12 protein-coding genes and 6 pseudogenes are annotated in these 15,603 nt (G+C 35.5%); 15 read left to right on the top strand and 3 right to left on the bottom strand.

The window, feature by feature from the left end; genetic code table 11:
- The 14 genes and pseudogenes from ACIQZD_RS00185 (at nt 1) to ACIQZD_RS00120 (ending at nt 12,863) form a co-directional block, all read left to right on the top strand.
- Entirely contained in the window at nt 1-1,620 is a 1,620-nt protein-coding gene (locus tag ACIQZD_RS00185) for a nucleoside recognition domain-containing protein (protein WP_402897106.1), read from the top strand.
- 332 nt (nt 1,621-1,952) lie between these two features.
- Nucleotides 1,953-3,132, top strand: a pseudogene (locus ACIQZD_RS00180) (GTP-binding protein).
- Nucleotides 3,133-3,172: 40 nt separating this feature from the next.
- On the top strand, nt 3,173-3,322 hold the full coding sequence (rpmG, locus tag ACIQZD_RS00175) for a 50S ribosomal protein L33 (RefSeq protein WP_251428333.1): 150 nt from the start codon (nt 3,173-3,175) through the stop codon (nt 3,320-3,322).
- An 80-nt stretch (nt 3,323-3,402) separates the two neighbouring features.
- Entirely contained in the window at nt 3,403-3,672 is a 270-nt protein-coding gene (rpsN, locus tag ACIQZD_RS00170) for a 30S ribosomal protein S14 (protein ID WP_214795881.1), read from the top strand.
- Between the two features lie 76 nt (nt 3,673-3,748).
- The gene (locus ACIQZD_RS00165) at nt 3,749-4,105 is read left to right on the top strand and encodes a hypothetical protein (protein WP_367234935.1); all 357 of its coding nucleotides are present in this window, start codon (nt 3,749-3,751) and stop codon (nt 4,103-4,105) included.
- A gap of 291 nt (nt 4,106-4,396) precedes the next feature.
- The gene (locus ACIQZD_RS00160) at nt 4,397-5,575 is read left to right on the top strand and encodes an FAD/NAD(P)-binding protein (RefSeq protein ID WP_402897101.1); all 1,179 of its coding nucleotides are present in this window, start codon (nt 4,397-4,399) and stop codon (nt 5,573-5,575) included.
- Nucleotides 5,576-5,630: 55 nt separating this feature from the next.
- A complete protein-coding gene (locus ACIQZD_RS00155; protein WP_402897099.1) occupies nt 5,631-6,818 on the top strand; it encodes a GTP-binding protein in 1,188 nt (395 codons plus the stop codon).
- A gap of 195 nt (nt 6,819-7,013) precedes the next feature.
- Nucleotides 7,014-7,532 (top strand): annotated as a pseudogene (locus ACIQZD_RS00150) (GTP-binding protein); the annotation flags it as partial.
- Nucleotides 7,533-7,625: 93 nt separating this feature from the next.
- On the top strand, nt 7,626-7,922 hold the full coding sequence (locus ACIQZD_RS00145; protein ID WP_402899807.1) for a CobW C-terminal domain-containing protein: 297 nt from the start codon (nt 7,626-7,628) through the stop codon (nt 7,920-7,922).
- 1,074 nt (nt 7,923-8,996) lie between these two features.
- On the top strand, nt 8,997-10,634 hold the full coding sequence (locus ACIQZD_RS00140) for a PhoX family protein (protein WP_402897097.1): 1,638 nt from the start codon (nt 8,997-8,999) through the stop codon (nt 10,632-10,634).
- A 12-nt stretch (nt 10,635-10,646) separates the two neighbouring features.
- Nucleotides 10,647-10,829 (top strand): twin-arginine translocase TatA/TatE family subunit, encoded by a 183-nt coding sequence (locus ACIQZD_RS00135; RefSeq protein ID WP_111616182.1) that lies wholly within the window; start codon nt 10,647-10,649, stop codon nt 10,827-10,829.
- A gap of 64 nt (nt 10,830-10,893) precedes the next feature.
- On the top strand, nt 10,894-11,640 hold the full coding sequence (gene tatC / locus ACIQZD_RS00130) for a twin-arginine translocase subunit TatC (RefSeq protein WP_402897094.1): 747 nt from the start codon (nt 10,894-10,896) through the stop codon (nt 11,638-11,640).
- A 279-nt stretch (nt 11,641-11,919) separates the two neighbouring features.
- Nucleotides 11,920-12,591: pseudogene (locus tag ACIQZD_RS00125) on the top strand (recombinase family protein).
- Between the two features lie 119 nt (nt 12,592-12,710).
- The gene (locus tag ACIQZD_RS00120; RefSeq protein WP_402897092.1) at nt 12,711-12,863 is read left to right on the top strand and encodes a hypothetical protein; all 153 of its coding nucleotides are present in this window, start codon (nt 12,711-12,713) and stop codon (nt 12,861-12,863) included.
- Nucleotides 12,864-13,051: 188 nt separating this feature from the next.
- Here ACIQZD_RS00120 and ACIQZD_RS00115 read toward each other — a convergent pair.
- The 3 pseudogenes from ACIQZD_RS00115 to rpmG (ACIQZD_RS00105) form a co-directional block, all read right to left on the bottom strand.
- A pseudogene (locus ACIQZD_RS00115) lies at nt 13,052-13,742 on the bottom strand (3D domain-containing protein).
- 393 nt (nt 13,743-14,135) lie between these two features.
- Nucleotides 14,136-14,486, bottom strand: a pseudogene (locus ACIQZD_RS00110) (DDE-type integrase/transposase/recombinase); the annotation flags it as partial.
- A gap of 345 nt (nt 14,487-14,831) precedes the next feature.
- Nucleotides 14,832-14,978 (bottom strand): annotated as a pseudogene (gene rpmG / locus ACIQZD_RS00105) (50S ribosomal protein L33); the annotation flags it as partial.
- 108 nt (nt 14,979-15,086) lie between these two features.
- Between rpmG (ACIQZD_RS00105) and ACIQZD_RS00100 the strand changes: the two are divergent.
- Entirely contained in the window at nt 15,087-15,512 is a 426-nt protein-coding gene (locus tag ACIQZD_RS00100; protein WP_402897090.1) for a metal ABC transporter solute-binding protein, Zn/Mn family, read from the top strand.
- Nucleotides 15,513-15,603: the final 91 nt, after the last annotated feature.

Here is a 15,603-nt window from a genome sequence, read left to right as displayed (position 1 = left end):
ATGAAAATTGTATTATTAGGTTTAGAATCATCGGGAAAAACAACGCTACTTAAAGGATTATTACAAAAAAATTTCCCTACTCAGGGATCTAATGTTAAAGGATCTACTTCTACAATACTAGAAGTGAATGAAAATCAGACCCGGTATATGGATACACCTGGAATCCGTATAGGAAGTGAATTAGTCTCAAGTCAATATACAAGAAAAAAGATAAAATCTGCAGATCAATATTGGTTTATAGTTAGAGGCACCCACTTTAAAGAGGAGATTGAAGTCTTAACAGAAGTTTTCCCTTTTGAAGATAAGCCGATTGCTATCATAGTTAGCTTTGAAGATAAAATGGATCAAGAATCACTAAATGAATTAAATGATTTTAAAGAAAAAAACAAATTCCCTTTATTTATAATGGACACACGAAGAGTTGATTCAAGATTTGGGGATAAAATACGTGAATTAGCAAGATCAGTTACTTTTGCAGAAAGTGTGGAAATTAATAATTTACGTATAAAAAAAATAAAGGACTTAAAATCACTGTTCCAAGTGCGAATCTTAGGGTCATATGTGGCTCTAATAACTTTACTAGTTATCTATTCCCTCCCAATCTTTTTAGCCTACCAGTTTTCAAAAAGAGTAGAGGGTATTGTAGAATCAACCATTGTTAATTCTCTTATTAGATGGAGTGGAGGGGCTCCTGAAACCTTAAAGACTGTGCTCTTTGGAGATTTTGGAATACTATCATTGGGAATCTACTCCTTCATTTGGGCTTTTCCGGTTGTGATTTTATTCGGCTTAGCTATTGCGATTACAGAAGAAAGTGGATTAAAGGATCAAATTACAGATGCTCTTGATCCCCTTATGAGAAAATTTGGTTTAACCGGACATGATCTTGTTCCTATCATTAACGGTTTTGGATGCAATGTTGTTGCAATACAATCTAGTCGAAGTTGCAACATTTGTACTAGGAAGAACTGCATTTCAGTTATTTCCTTTGGCTCAGCCTGTAGCTATCAGCTAGGAGCGTCTCTATCTGTCTTTGGTGCTTCAGGACATATCTTTCTTATTATCCCGTATATATTCATCTTGATATTAATATCACTTATTCACGGAAAAATTTGGAATAAAAAAACATTGGTTCCAATGTTTAAAAAAAGAGAGACTTTCTTGCAATGGCCATCCGGACAAACTTTATCCTATAGAATAAAGCCTGTTTTAAGTCAATTTCTTGTCCAAGCTATGCCAATTTTTTTAATTATCTGCCTGGTTGCATCATTATTTGATTTTCTGGGATGGATGGAAATTTTAAAGGAGTTTATAGCACCATTATTGGTTGTTATTGGCTTATCTACTGATATAGCCCCTGCATTTGTTGCAAGTTTATTCCGTAAGGACGGAATATTATTATTGAATGAAGGTTCCGGAATTATGGCAGAACAAATAGCAGTAGGAGAACTATTTATTGCGGTTTTCCTTTGTAGTACATTTACTGCCTGTTTAGTAACCTTAGTAAAAATTATGAAAGAACTTTCTTTTAAAGAGGCATTCTTATTAGCTGGAAAACAAATGATAACAAGTATTTTAAGCGTTATTTTGTTTTCCATTCTTTTATCGTTGTACAATTAAGTTTCTCACTTACGATCATAAATAGGGAACCAATGATGTAGTTAGTACAATGTCAAATGCTTTGTTCAGAAAAATGCAACATTAAGTAAGTAGAATTTATAAGGATTTAGAACTCTAAAGAAAGAGATGAAAGAATTTATATATATATAAAACTTGTGAATAGTAATCGTTACGATTTATAATGATATAGCACCATAGCGGGAGAGAAAAGCAAACCTTAATAATAAAGTATAGCTGTGTATTATTACATATTAAATCGTAATAGTTTCGATTTGTACACGTGATTATATACAATTTATTATATATGGGTGCTTTTTGAACGGAGTGAAAATGTGGGTTCGAAAATAATTCCAGTTACGGTACTAAGTGGTCATCTTGGTTCAGGAAAGACAACATTACTAAATCACATTTTAACTAATCGGGATAATCTTAAAGTAGCTGTCATTGTCAATGATATGAGTGAAGTAAATATTGATGCTGCCTTGTTGAAAAAAGGGGGATTTTCTAAAACTATCGAGAAACTGGTAGAAATGCAAAATGGCTGTATATGCTGTACGCTTAGAGGAGATTTACTGATTGAAGTGGAAAAGCTTGCACAGCTAGGAGATATTGATTATATCGTTATAGAATCAAGTGGAATAAGTGAACCAATACCCGTAGCTCAGACCTTCACCTATGTTGATGAAAGTTTGGGAATAGATTTGTCTAGATTATGTAAGCTGGATACTATGGTCACCGTTTTAGATGCTAATCGTTTTTGGCATGATTACGCATCAGGAGAAACTCTATTGGATCGTAAGCAGGCAGTTGATGAAACTGATGAGAGGGAAATAGCCGATTTATTAATTGATCAAATTGAATTTGCTAATGTGATTGTACTGAACAAAGTCGATTTAGTATCGTCAACAAATGTTCAAGAACTAAAATCGGTTTTACAAAAATTCAATCCAGAGGCCCGTATTATTGAGAGTGAATATTCACGTGTACCACTTACTCAAGTTCTAAACACAGGACTTTTTGATTTTGAGACCTCCAGTCAGGGGGCAGGGTGGCTTAAAGAATTAAATGAAGAGCACGTCCCAGAAACAGAAGAGTATGGGATAGCATCATTTGTATATCGCCGCAATAAGCCATTCCACCCAGAAAGGCTAATGAATTGGGATACATACTTGGCCAGTAGAGGTGGTACGCTCTAAAGGATTTCTTTGGTTAGCTACACGGAACGACATTTCCGGACTTCTCTCGCAAGCTGGACCTTCTCTAACTATTCAGGCAGCAGGAAATTGGATAGTGAGTTATCCCGAAGAAGAGCGAATGCAAATTTTAAAAGATGAACCAGAACTCTTGGATAGTTGGGACGAAACATTTGGTGACCGTTTAACCGAATTGGTTATGATTGGAATTAATATGAATCAAAAAGAAATTGAAAAAAACTTGGACGAATGCTTACTTACGGAAGCAGAAATGAATCAAGATTGGTCGGAATTTAAAGACCCACTACCTTCTTTTTAACAAATATGAGTGAATATAAAACAATGTAGGAGGAAAAAAGATGAGAATTAATATTACATTAGCATGTACGGAAACTGGAGATCGCAATTATATTACTACAAAGAATAAACGAAATAACCCGGATAGAATTGAACTAATGAAATATTGTCCACGATTAAAAAAACGTACGTTACACAGAGAAACCAAATAAAGCATTAAGAGCATAAATTAAAAAAGCACAAGCATTTATAATAAAACGTAATCGTTTCGATTTGTAGAAGGAGAATTATTATGGCGAAAAAATCAAAAGTTGTTAAAGAACAAAAAAGGCAGGAGATGGTGATGAAATATGCAGCCATTCGTGCAGAGTTAAAAGAAAAAGGTGATTTTGAAGCACTAAGAAAACTTCCTAGAGATTCTTCACCTACACGGCTTAAGAACAGATGTGAAGTAACTGGAAGGCCAAGGGGATATTTAAGAAAGTTCAAAATGTCTAGGATTGCTTTTAGAGAGTATGCTCACAAAGGTCAAATACCGGGTGTGAAAAAAGCTAGTTGGTAAAATATTCAATCTTTCAACTACCGGATGTTAAAATCTGGTAGTTGGTGTTTTTATGTAAATATTAAGGGGTGAAAATATGGAGCGGATTAATCCTATCTTAATGGAATTTTTACTTCGAAGTGTTATCAAAAAATTACCTGATATACACAGAGAAGTTTACCAGTATATTGAGAGTATGGAATATCAATTAGAGGAAGTTTCTGTGGATGAAAAACAATTTCTTCAGTTAATGATTGAGAAATCTCCATTTAAAGCTGCAGCAGACCACTTCTCACTCCATATCTCTACAATAAAGGAAATAATGGATGAGGCACAAATGGAAATAGATAAATCTATAGATGAACGGTGTAATCGAATTAAATGGATTGATTATACCGATAAATTTAAGCAATCCGATAAAACTACCCAGCGAGCATTTATCTTCTTATCTTAACCTTAAAACCATCTGCGCAAAAGATAACTGAACCTTTCTAATTAAAGTTTTGAGTTATTTTCCAATAATACTTCATTAATTTCCTTTTGAGATAAGGGAAAAAGACTAATCTGGTGACTAGTTCAATATCATTATGCAGGGGCACTTTTACCCTCACAATTTAAGATTGGATGCATGCCATAAACTCAATTATATAGATGAAAAACAACAAATGGAGAGATATTTGCATACAAGGATTGAGTCTTCTTACAGTAAGTAATTATGATATTGATTATACATAAGGAGGTAGTTATGTTTAAGTGGATTATTGTTGGAGGCGGCATACAGGGAACCACATTAGCCACATTTTTATTAAAGACTGGCAAGGTAACCATTAATGAGTTAGCTATTATTGATAAAAATGCTAGGCCTTTGGAAAAGTGGAAAAAACGAGCTGATATCATATCTATGCCGTACCTACGGTCACCGGTTGTACACCACATCGATGTTAAACCAGATAGTTTAAAAAGCTACGTGAAAAGAAACAAAAATGAATGGCCTACAGCTCTGTACGGATATTATAAACGTCCTTCACTTGATGCTTTCAATGAACACTGTAATAAGCTTTTGGAAGAAGTAGCAATAAAAAAAGCCTGGATACAAGGAGAAGCATTAACCCTTGAAAAGACTGATGATCGTTGGTCTGTTTCCTTAACTAATGGGCAGAAGGTATATGGAAAAAATCTTGTCTTAGCTTTGGGGATAGGTGATCAACTTATGTGGCCTGAATGGGCAAGAGATTTGAAGAAAAAAAACCCAGATAAGGTATTACATATTTTCGATGATAAAGCACTGGATTTCACTTCAATTATGGCACCTATTGCTATCATAGGTGGTGGCATTACAGCTGCACATCTAGCTGTAAAGATGTCAAACCATTTTCCTGCTGAAGTTACAATAATAAAAAGGCACCCCTTTCGAATCCATACCTTTGATAGTGACCCAGCGTGGCTTGGACCAAAGAATCAGACGGGTTATCGAAAAATAACGGACTACCGAATGCGAAGAGAACAAATCAAAAACGCCAGACATAGAGGGTCACTTCCGCAAGATTTATATGCAACCTTAAAAAATAGAATAAGAAAAGGAACAATCCATGTTGCCGATCATAAAGTGATGGCGATAAAAGCAGAAGATAAACGTGTGCACTTATTCGACGATAAAAATAATAAAATTGGAACCTTTGGAATGGTAATATTAGCTACTGGTTTTGAATCTTCTTTACCTGGTAAATCTCTAATACAACCTATTATAGAAAAATATCATTTAAGGTGTGCAGAATGCGGTTATCCTATTGTTTCAAAAAATTTACAATGGGGAGAAAACTTATATGTGACAGGCGCATTAGCAGAACTTGAAATGGGTCCTATAGCACGTAATATTTCTGGTGCACGTCAAGCTGCAAGTTTAATCGTAAATTCTTTATGCTAAAACATAGAATGTAAATCGTAATGATTACTATTTATTAGATGGTGAGGGAAATAAAATGAAAAAAATTCCGGTGACCGTATTAAGTGGTTATCTAGGGGCAGGAAAGACAACTTTACTGAATCATATTTTAAAAAATAGCCTAGGATTAAAAGTAGCTGTGATAGTAAATGACATGAGTGAAATAAATATTGATAGCGAACTGGTCAAACAAGGTGGTCATGTTTCTCGGGTAGAAGAGAGGCTTGTTGAATTGTCCAACGGCTGCATTTGCTGTACATTACGTGAAGACTTGCTTCAAGAGGTAGAAAAGTTGGCTAGAGCAGGAGATATTGACTATATTCTCATTGAATCAACGGGGATTAGCGAGCCTATTCCCGTGGCACAAACATTTTCATATATAGATGAGAATATGGGTATCGATTTAACTAAATATTGCCGATTGGATACTATGGTTACGGTTGTAGATGCGAATCGATTCTGGCATGATTTTCATTCAGGGGATTCCTTACTGGATAGAAAGGAAGCAGTAGGTGAGAGTGATGATAGAAATATTGCTGATTTATTGATAGATCAAATTGAATTTTGCGATGTACTCATTCTTAATAAATGTGACTTGATAGAGGATGAAAACTTAAATCAATTAGAGAATGTATTACGTAAATTACAACCTGATGCTAAGCTGATCCGTACAGAAAATAGCCAGGTAGATGCAAAACACATTTTGGATACTAGACTGTTTGATTTTGATAAAGCAAGCTCCTCAGCAGGTTGGCTTCAAGAATTAAATGAAGGGCATGCTGCACATACACCCGAGACCGAAGAATATGGAATATCATCGTTTGTTTATGCAAGAAGATTGCCTTTTAATTCAGAGAAATTTTCAAATTGGATACATTCAATGCCTAAAGAAACAGTACGAGCTAAAGGGATTGCATGGTGTGCGACCAGAAATAATGTCTCTTTGCTATTTTCACAAGCAGGGCCATCAGTGACACTTGAGCCATTGTCTTATTGGGTTGCATCTCTATCGGAACTACAACAAGAGGAGATATTTAAAAATGAACCACAAATCCTTAAGGAATGGGATATTGAGTATGGAGATCGTCATACTAAGCTCGTCTTCATTGGGATGGATATCAACACAAGAAAACTCACAAAAGAATTGGATGCGTGCTTGTTAACGGTAAGTGAGCTAGAAAGCAACTGGGCAGGACTTCCAGACCCATTTACTTGGAATGTATAAGATATATCTTTTTATGAATAGGTAAGATTATATGATAAGTATTCAATTTTGCGGAAATAAGTTTATTTAAAATGAGCAAACATGAAAACCTGGTAAAAAGGAAAACAAAAGTTTGCATCAAATAAAGACATATTATTACTAACATAATTTTAAAGTAACATGTTTATTAGGAGTAGTTAAAATGGCCAAGTAGAGGTAGTTATCATAAGTGGATTTCTCGGAAGTGGAAAAACTACTTTGTTGCAGAATCTATTAATGGATGAAAAAGGTAGCGGAAGAAAAGTGGCAGTTTTAATGAATGAATTGGGCGAGAAATCCGTTGATACAGACATTATAGGTGACAAGGTTCCTCTACAGGAATTGTTGAATGGATGTATCTGTTGCACGGCTAAAGATGAATTGGAAATCTCTTTATTAACATTATTCCATATGCATTAACCTGATGTAATATACATAGAGGCATCTGGTGTGGCCCATCCTATTGAAATCCTGGATGCTTGTCTGTCTCCTGTCATTGCTGACCGTATATCCATACGCTCAATCATAACAACGGTTGATGCAGACAGATGGTTACAAAAGAGCAGAAATAGTCCTCAACTGAATCGCTTATATGAAGAGCAAGTAAAACATGGAGATACCTTGATCATCAATAAAACTATTCGGTTAAGTAAAAAAGAATTACAGCAAATTAAAGCTGATTTAAAATCAATAAATCCAGGTGCAACTCTTCATATAACCAATTTTTCGAACATATCATTATCTGGTATTCCTTATTCCAATCGTAATTCCATTTGTAAATTTGAGAAGTTGAATGTTCATCAACGTTTGCATATCCAATCATTAACGTATACCTTTACGAATGAAATTAAAAAAACAGATTTTGAAAATTGGTTAATGAAACTTCCTGAGACAATTCACCGAATAAAAGGCTTTGTTCGATTCGAGGAAGAAAAAGGGAAAGTTAATCTATTCCAATATACATACGGGGTACCTTCTTATTATCCACAAGATATTGCTTTTAAAAATCATTTCGTTGATATTGGAGAAAATCTAGACAGTAGGGAAGTTTACTCTCAATTAAAAGATCTCGAAAATAAATATTAATAAGTCGTGAACTTAAAAAACTTCTATATTAAGATCAGAGCTGCCTTTAAGGCAGCTTTTTAATTACTCAAATATCGGGAAAGAGCGCGATAAAGATAATAAAAAACCGCTTTAGATGCGGTTAAGGATACAAATTTACTAATAGTCCAATACGACTCTAGCCATTTAGCTCACTAGTTGGATGTCAATTTTTTATTAGTTCATTTTTTCATTCTTCAGTTGTAACCGTTATTAATGGAATCATATTAATAAATGACTTAATAACATTAAATCAAACTGTGTATCATCATTTTCAACCATTATTTCCTTAGCCTTTGCAGGTGAGAACCCAGAACGGTATGAACGGGTAGATGTTAAAACATCAAATGTATCAGTAATCCAAATAATCTGAATTTTCCTAAAGCGATGCCGCCACATGCCTCTTGTACGTGTTATGTAAAAACATCAAAAAGCCCATCGAGCAAAACTAATTACTTTCTCTCTGTATTATTTTTTAACTTAGTTTTGAGGTTGTTTATGATCATTTATTTCTTTATTTAATTGATCTGGATTTTTACCATCTGGTTTAATACCAATTTTTTTAGCTTGGCTTTGAAGAGCTTTGCCATTATTAATTTCTTTCTTTAATTGATCCGGATTTTTACCATCTAGTTTAATACCAAGTTTTTTAGCTTGTTTTTTTTGTCTCCCACACTGCTGTTAAGCCGATAGATTGAGCGCTGATGTTTTGGTCTTTTCCTTACCAATTACACACTTTTTGGAGAGTAGTAGTATCAGTATGTCCGAGTTTGATAAATTTCTTACACCAAACCTAATCTTTACAATTTTTAATAAATTATTTTAAAAAAATTAATACCATCTTTACTTTCAATTGCTAAATTTAATATGTGGCTTGGAAAGGCCCTATTTAATAGGTTAATAGACGTAGTACATACAGAGTCTATTTCCATTTTGCAGAGAAGATGATTTTGGCTTCAAAATAGGATGGAACTTAGTACAGAATGAAGCTGATGATGAGTGAGAAATTCTTGAAAATAGAGGCCTAAGTTTTCAAGAACAATAAAGGAGGACATCATGGAAAACAAAACGTTAAATAGACGCACCTTTTTAACATGTATTGGAACAGGAGCTACTGCCCTTGCAGTCGCCACTTCTGGTTTAGGTATTTTAAGCGAGACAGTTAATGCGGAAACCGACAGCCTGTTAAATGTAAAACCGAAGAAAAAGGGCTTTAAGTTTACTCCGATTGAAGCTACAAATAAGGACGAACTCATTCTTCCAAAAGGATTTAAATATGATGTTGTAGCCGCTTATGGCGATATAATCAATGGTAAGGGAGACACATTTGGTTTTAATAATGACTTCACCCTTTACTTTCCTATTCAAAATTCCAATGAACGAGGATTATTATGGGTAAACCACGAATATACAAATCCTCTGTACGTGGAAGGAGAAAAAGTAAACGGCAAGTATGCTCCTACACAAATTGAAAAGCTTCTTTATAACCAGGGCGGTTCCATTATTGAAGTGTACTATGACAAGAAAGAAAATAAATGGAAAATGGATGCTGCTTCCACTTATGCCCGACGAGTAACAGGATTAACATCTTTTGCACTTACCGGGCCGGCCAAAGGAACAAAAGTGGTAAACGGCGCAACAAGCGTTCAAGGAACATTCGCTAACTGTTCTGGTGGAAAAACATTATGGAATACGGTTTTATCCTGTGAAGAGAACTTCGAAGAAACCGCTAAGGATGCCGGATTAAACCAAACACATTACGGCTGGGTAATCGAAGTTGACCCGTTCGATCCAAATTTTGCGGTTCGCAAACATACCGCTCTTGGACGTTTCAACCATGAAAATGCCTCAATGGGAATTGCCAAAGACCAGCGTGTCGTCGTTTACATGGGAGACGATAAAAAAGATGCTTGTGTCTATAAATTTGTTAGTAAGGATAAATATGTACCTGCATTAGGAAAAGCAAATTCCCGTCTTCTTGAGGAAGGGAATTTATATGTAGCGGACTTTAAAAAAGGAAGTTGGATAGATCTGACAATTGAGGCCGTACAAAAAGCGGCGGCTGGCAAACCGGAACTATTGGAAAAGTTCCAAACGCAAGGTGATGTTGTTACTAACTGTCACGAAGCAGCCCTCCTTCTTGGCGGAACACCGACTGACCGACCGGAGGATGTGGAAATTTCACCATTTGATAACACGATCTTTATTGCACATACGAATAATGATAAGCACGGAAACTTACATGGACACATTACCCGTTTTATCGAAAAAAACGGTGACCATGGAGCAACTGAGTTTGAATATGAAATTTTTGCAGCCGGCGGACGTCAAAGCGGATTCAGCGCACCAGACAACTTAACCTTTGACAGCAACGCGAATTTATGGACCGTAACGGATATTTCATCGAGCAGCTTAAATCAAGGTGCATGGACAAGCTTTGGAAACAACGGAATGTTTGTCATTCCTACTGTTGGTCCAGATAAAGGGATTGCCTTGCAATTTGCCTCTGCTCCTATGGAAGCTGAATTAACCGGACTTGGTTTCACTCCGAATGAACAGACACTATTCGTATCTGTTCAGCATCCTGGTGAAGAAACTGAAGATATCAACAATCCTACAAGTACATGGCCACACCGTAAAGGTGAAAAGATGCCACGCCCGGCAGTTGTGGCTATTACAGGATTTAAATTTTAAGGAGGGAACATAATGTTGCAAAATATTGGAATACCTGGATTGATTTTGATTTTGGTCATTGCCCTCATCATATTTGGTCCATCTAAGTTACCCGAAATTGGACGTGCTTTTGGTAGCACATTAAGAGAATTCAAAAACTCCACTAAGGATTTAATTTCTTCAGACGAGAAAGAAGAAAAGACACAATCCAAGTAATTTTGAAGAAGATGTAAGCAACTAGCTTACATCTTCCTCTTATTTTGAGAAAAGGAGGAACTGTATGAATAATCAAGAAATGCTTCTAGTTGAGCACCTTGAGGAACTCAGGAAACGGATCATCTATACTTTGATTGCTTTTCTGCTTTTTTTATTCGGATCCTTCATTTATGTAAAGGACATTTACACATGGCTTATTCGTGATCTCGACCATCAGTTAGCTGTATTGGGACCAAGTGAAATCCTCTGGGTATATTTTATGATTTCCGGCGTGATTGCGATTGCTCTTACTATTCCAATTGCCGCCTATCAAACGTGGCTATTTGTAAAACCGGCGCTCTCTGAAAAAGAACGAAAAACGACACTAACGTACATTCCTGGACTGTTTATCCTTTTTGTTGCTGGTTTATCATTCGGTTATTTTGTCGTGTATCCAACCGTTCTTGGTTTTTTACTGTCTTTGTCTGAAGGCCAATTTGAAACGGTGTTTACGTCTGAAAAATATTTTAAATTCATGATTAACTTGACACTGCCGTTTGGATTTTTATTCGAAATTCCGCTTGTTGTCATGTTTCTCACGTCTCTTGGTGTCGTTAATCCCATGATTCTTTCAAAAGCGCGAAAGATATCTTACTTTTTGCTTGTCGTTGTATCCATTTTAATTACACCACCTGATTTCATGTCAGACATATTAGTTACCGTACCTCTTTTAGTTTTATACGAATTTAGTGTGACATTGTCAAAAATCGTCTACCGAAAAAAACTCAAACAGCAATCGGATAACGTAAGTGAAATGAGGAAAATGTCTTAAACAAAAACGAACTTCTGTTTATAAGGAGTTCGTTTTTTATTATTTTAAATTTGGGGTAACCATCCCATGCTCACCAAGCTATGTGAGGATTACCCATGCGAGAAATATAGGACATGTTATCCGTGGAGTGATATTTATATATCAATAAAAGATTCTGGATATTCATTCACCCATTCGTAAAAGTATTAAAAATATTTACGAACGTTCTTCGTTTTACTTATACATTTACGAACGTTTTTATTAGAATAAAAGAAAGGAAATAGAAAGATTAGTAAAAAAATGGATGTTCGTAAATTTGGGTACATACGAGTTAGTAGCAAAAATCAAAATGAGGGACGACAACTACAGGCCATGAAAGAAAAGAAGCTTGATGAACGTGATATCTTTATGGATAAACAAAGTGGGAAAAATTTTGACCGAGAACAATATCAACTATATTAAACGGATGATCCGGAAAGGGGATGTCTTTATATTCATTCACTCGATCGTTTTGGTCGAAACAAGGAAGAGATACTGCAGGAATGGAATGACATTACCAAAAATATTCAGGCAGATATCATGGTGATGGATATGCTTTTGCTGGATACTACACAATTTAAGGGTAGCCTCGGCACTTTCATTGCCGATTTAGTTTTGCAAATTCTTTCCTGGATGGCAGAAGAAGAACGCGGCCGCATTCGAAAACGGCAGCGTGAAGGGATAGATGTGGCTTTGCAATACAGTATAGCTTTTGGTCGACCGAAAGCTACTGTAACAGAAGAGTTTAAACATGTCTATAATCGATGGAAAGCAGGAGAGATAACAGCTGTGAAGGCCATGGGAGAATTAAGCGTTAAAAAGACGACTTTTTATAAGTTGGTTAAAGAATACGAAAGAGACTTTCAAAATAGTTCTATATATATAGAAGAAACTCGTCAAAAATTAGCCTTTGCTCAACGGGAGCAAGGCTAATCAAATTTAGGGGGATACTTTATCAGTTTAACCTATTTTATAGATTTATAACATCTCACAAGTGTTACAAATTATTTTTCAACATATAAAATCATCTCAATAATTAGGTAGGCGTGAGATTGCACCTTCGGTTAGTTTTTATAGATAAAGAGGCGGTCTATCCGGATATAGTTATCATCACACTTGCAAATGAACATGACGGGGCAAGCTGGAATAAAAAGAAGCCATGTATGTATATGACCGTGACGGTTCCTGTGATGGATATCGCATAGAGTAGAAATAATCCACCCGAGCGGGCTAACTCAAAGATGGAATTTTTTTTGTTGTGCCTGCCCATATTCCTAAAGAATTTTCAAATCAGAAACTAAAGTGGCTTGCGCCTGAAGTAAATATCTTAAACTGAATAAAGAATTACATTGTTTTATTCAAGAATATTAGTTATATGTATTTGTTTATAAAATCAGTTAATGATTGAAACTTTAACGAACTTGACGCCCCAGTTCAGAGCTGTTTGTTCTTCTGGGAAAAAGATATCAATTTCATTCCCATCAATTGCTCCTCCAATATCAGCTGCAGTAGCATAACCATATCCTTCAACATACACTTTTGAACCAAGCGGGATAACATTCGGGTCTACCGCAATCACCTTTTCATTGGGATTTTGTCTAAGGTTGACACCGGTTTTAGTAACCCCTGAACAACCTTCACAGTATGCAGTATAAGCTGTTGATTTTACAGTAACAGTTTTTCCAGTGGATTCCTTTTGTCGCTCGACAGATTCCCTAGATCCTTGTAAAGAGTTAAAAGCAATTTTCTGTTCCGGAAAAATCAAATCTGTTTGCAAATGATTCCATTCTTTTAAGTTAGCAACTGACACTCCGTTCTCTTTTGCAATCCTCCAAAGTGTATCGTCTTTTTTAACGATGTATTGTTTTCTTTCTGGTAAGACTTTTAATTGCTGATTAGGATAAATGATATCCGATGATAAATGATTCAAGATTTTTTACTTGCTCTACAGAAACCTTATAACCCCGGGAAATACTCCATAGGGTATCTCCTTTTTTTACGGTTACCTCTTGTGCGTCTGCTTTTGCACCGGTTGTTCCTGTAAGTGCAGCTACAGCAACAAAAGAAAATATTGCTTTTCTCATTATGTAATCCCCCACCTGTCCGTTATTTACATTATCATAACACGGATAATTCCTACATAAAGAACAGACAGGTTATATTTCATTTGCGAATATGTCATCACTACAACAAGCAAGTTACATACTTATTCTACTAATTCTACGATTTTTTACAGAGAAACACGTAAAACCCATGTCACAACTGACTTTCTAGTGCATTTGGTGCATTATGTAAATGTTAAGTTTTAACGTTCACCCTCATAATTGGTGAGGATTTATCGAATATTGAGTTATATTTATTTATAGATAACTTCATAAAATATCTAAATCGTAATAATTACATAGTACAATTTACGGTTCTGGTGCAAATATGACCTGTTAGAAACATAGAATCTCAATATCCTTTTCATCTATGAATTATAAGGCTACTAATAATTTATGTATGAATTCAATCTCACTTTGGACAGACTTCACCCCTTGTTGAAGTTGTCCTTTTTTCAGCATACGCATCACCTCCACTCCACAGATGATTTGTTTGGCTGTTCGAAATGCTTTTAATCCTTGCATAGAACGGACTCGCTTCTTTATAAAGTGATGATCTTGCTCCACTATGTTATTCAAGTACTTCTGTTGTCTAAGTTGCATACCATCAGGTATGCTTTTCTCTTTTTTCAACTCTTCAATTGCTATAGGATAAGCCGGATTCTTATCGACCGTCATGACCCGAGGCTTGGATACATGAAAAGACCGCAAAGCTTTCTTGAAGAAGTGATATTATCCCCTCTAGGTAGACAGTGTAAAAAGATCACTTTTCATAAGTGAGTGTTACACTAAATTTGGAGGGGATTTTCTTTGGCTAAAAAAGGGCAAACATTCAACCGTATCCTCGATAATCATGGCTTATGGTTGGCTTTTCTTTTCTTCAGTTTATGGCGTTCTATGTTTTTTGGCTATCTATATTCCGATATTAACCCGAACGCTATTTCCTAAGAAAAGCTGAGAGTATGAAAAACTTTATACCATCTAAAACATAACACCGCTTCAATTTTGGAACGGTGTTATGTTTTAAATTATAGATTAAAAATAGAATCACCAACTATGCGAAAAATCTGCTCATTTACAATATTGGAAGCCTGTTTTACGGTTTAATGTGGATCTTTTTAGGCGTGGACTATATTTCATCAGTACTAATCCGTCCGGGTTGTTTCTCTTGTTTTTTGACGTAATGAAATTACGGTCTCCTGTTTTAGTACATGTTAATTTTTACTATCCTCCTAATAATCCTTTACATTACTCTAAAATTGTTTTAAGATTTAAAACGTAATAATTACGATTTAAAAACGGAAACCTTCTATACTGGAGTTGGGATTGAAGGTTTTGCAGAAAAAGCAGCTGAAACCGAAAAAGGCAAACGTAAGTATTTTAAAAGCAGCAGAAAGAATTGAGCTTATAAACCCAACTTATTCTGACGAACATGAACATGAGGGCGAAGAAACACACTCTGACGAACTTGAACACGAAAGCGAGGAAGGGGCAAACGAAGATCATGTGCATGAAGACGATGGCCATGACCACGGAGATTTTGATCCATATGTATGGTTAGAGCCTGTTCTTGCCATTGACTCTGCTAACAATATTAAAAATTCGTTAAGTGATATAATGCCAGAACATGCTTCAGAGTTTGAATCTAATTTTCTTCAAATAAAAAGCGATTTAGAAAACCTAAATCAAGATATTAAATCAACCGTCGACAACTCCAAAACGAAGTATTTATTAGTATCTCATGTTGCATAGGATATTGGGAAAGAGGTTTATCTCCTTCACAGGAGCCTTCTCAGAAAGAATTACAAGAAATCGTTCAGGAATCAACAGAACCATGGCGTCC

Source organism: Peribacillus sp. NPDC096447 (assembly GCF_044762725.1).
GTDB lineage: Bacteria > Bacillota > Bacilli > Bacillales > DSM-1321 > Peribacillus.
Note: the sequence above shows the minus strand (reverse complement) of the source record. Positions and strands in the feature narration are given on the sequence as shown.

What these genes read in the sequence shown, in the direction of transcription:
- ACIQZD_RS00185 (WP_402897106.1), top strand. Translation starts at nt 1, where the DNA reads ATGAAAATTGTATTATTAGGTTTAGAATCATCGGGAAAAACAACGCTA.
- rpmG (WP_251428333.1), top strand. Translation starts at nt 3,173, where the DNA reads ATGAGAATTAATATTACATTAGCATGTACGGAAACTGGAGATCGCAAT.
- rpsN (WP_214795881.1), top strand. Translation starts at nt 3,403, where the DNA reads ATGGCGAAAAAATCAAAAGTTGTTAAAGAACAAAAAAGGCAGGAGATG.
- ACIQZD_RS00165 (WP_367234935.1), top strand. Translation starts at nt 3,749, where the DNA reads ATGGAGCGGATTAATCCTATCTTAATGGAATTTTTACTTCGAAGTGTT.
- ACIQZD_RS00160 (WP_402897101.1), top strand. Translation starts at nt 4,397, where the DNA reads ATGTTTAAGTGGATTATTGTTGGAGGCGGCATACAGGGAACCACATTA.
- ACIQZD_RS00155 (WP_402897099.1), top strand. Translation starts at nt 5,631, where the DNA reads ATGAAAAAAATTCCGGTGACCGTATTAAGTGGTTATCTAGGGGCAGGA.
- ACIQZD_RS00140 (WP_402897097.1), top strand. Translation starts at nt 8,997, where the DNA reads ATGGAAAACAAAACGTTAAATAGACGCACCTTTTTAACATGTATTGGA.
- ACIQZD_RS00135 (WP_111616182.1), top strand. Translation starts at nt 10,647, where the DNA reads ATGTTGCAAAATATTGGAATACCTGGATTGATTTTGATTTTGGTCATT.
- tatC (WP_402897094.1), top strand. Translation starts at nt 10,894, where the DNA reads ATGAATAATCAAGAAATGCTTCTAGTTGAGCACCTTGAGGAACTCAGG.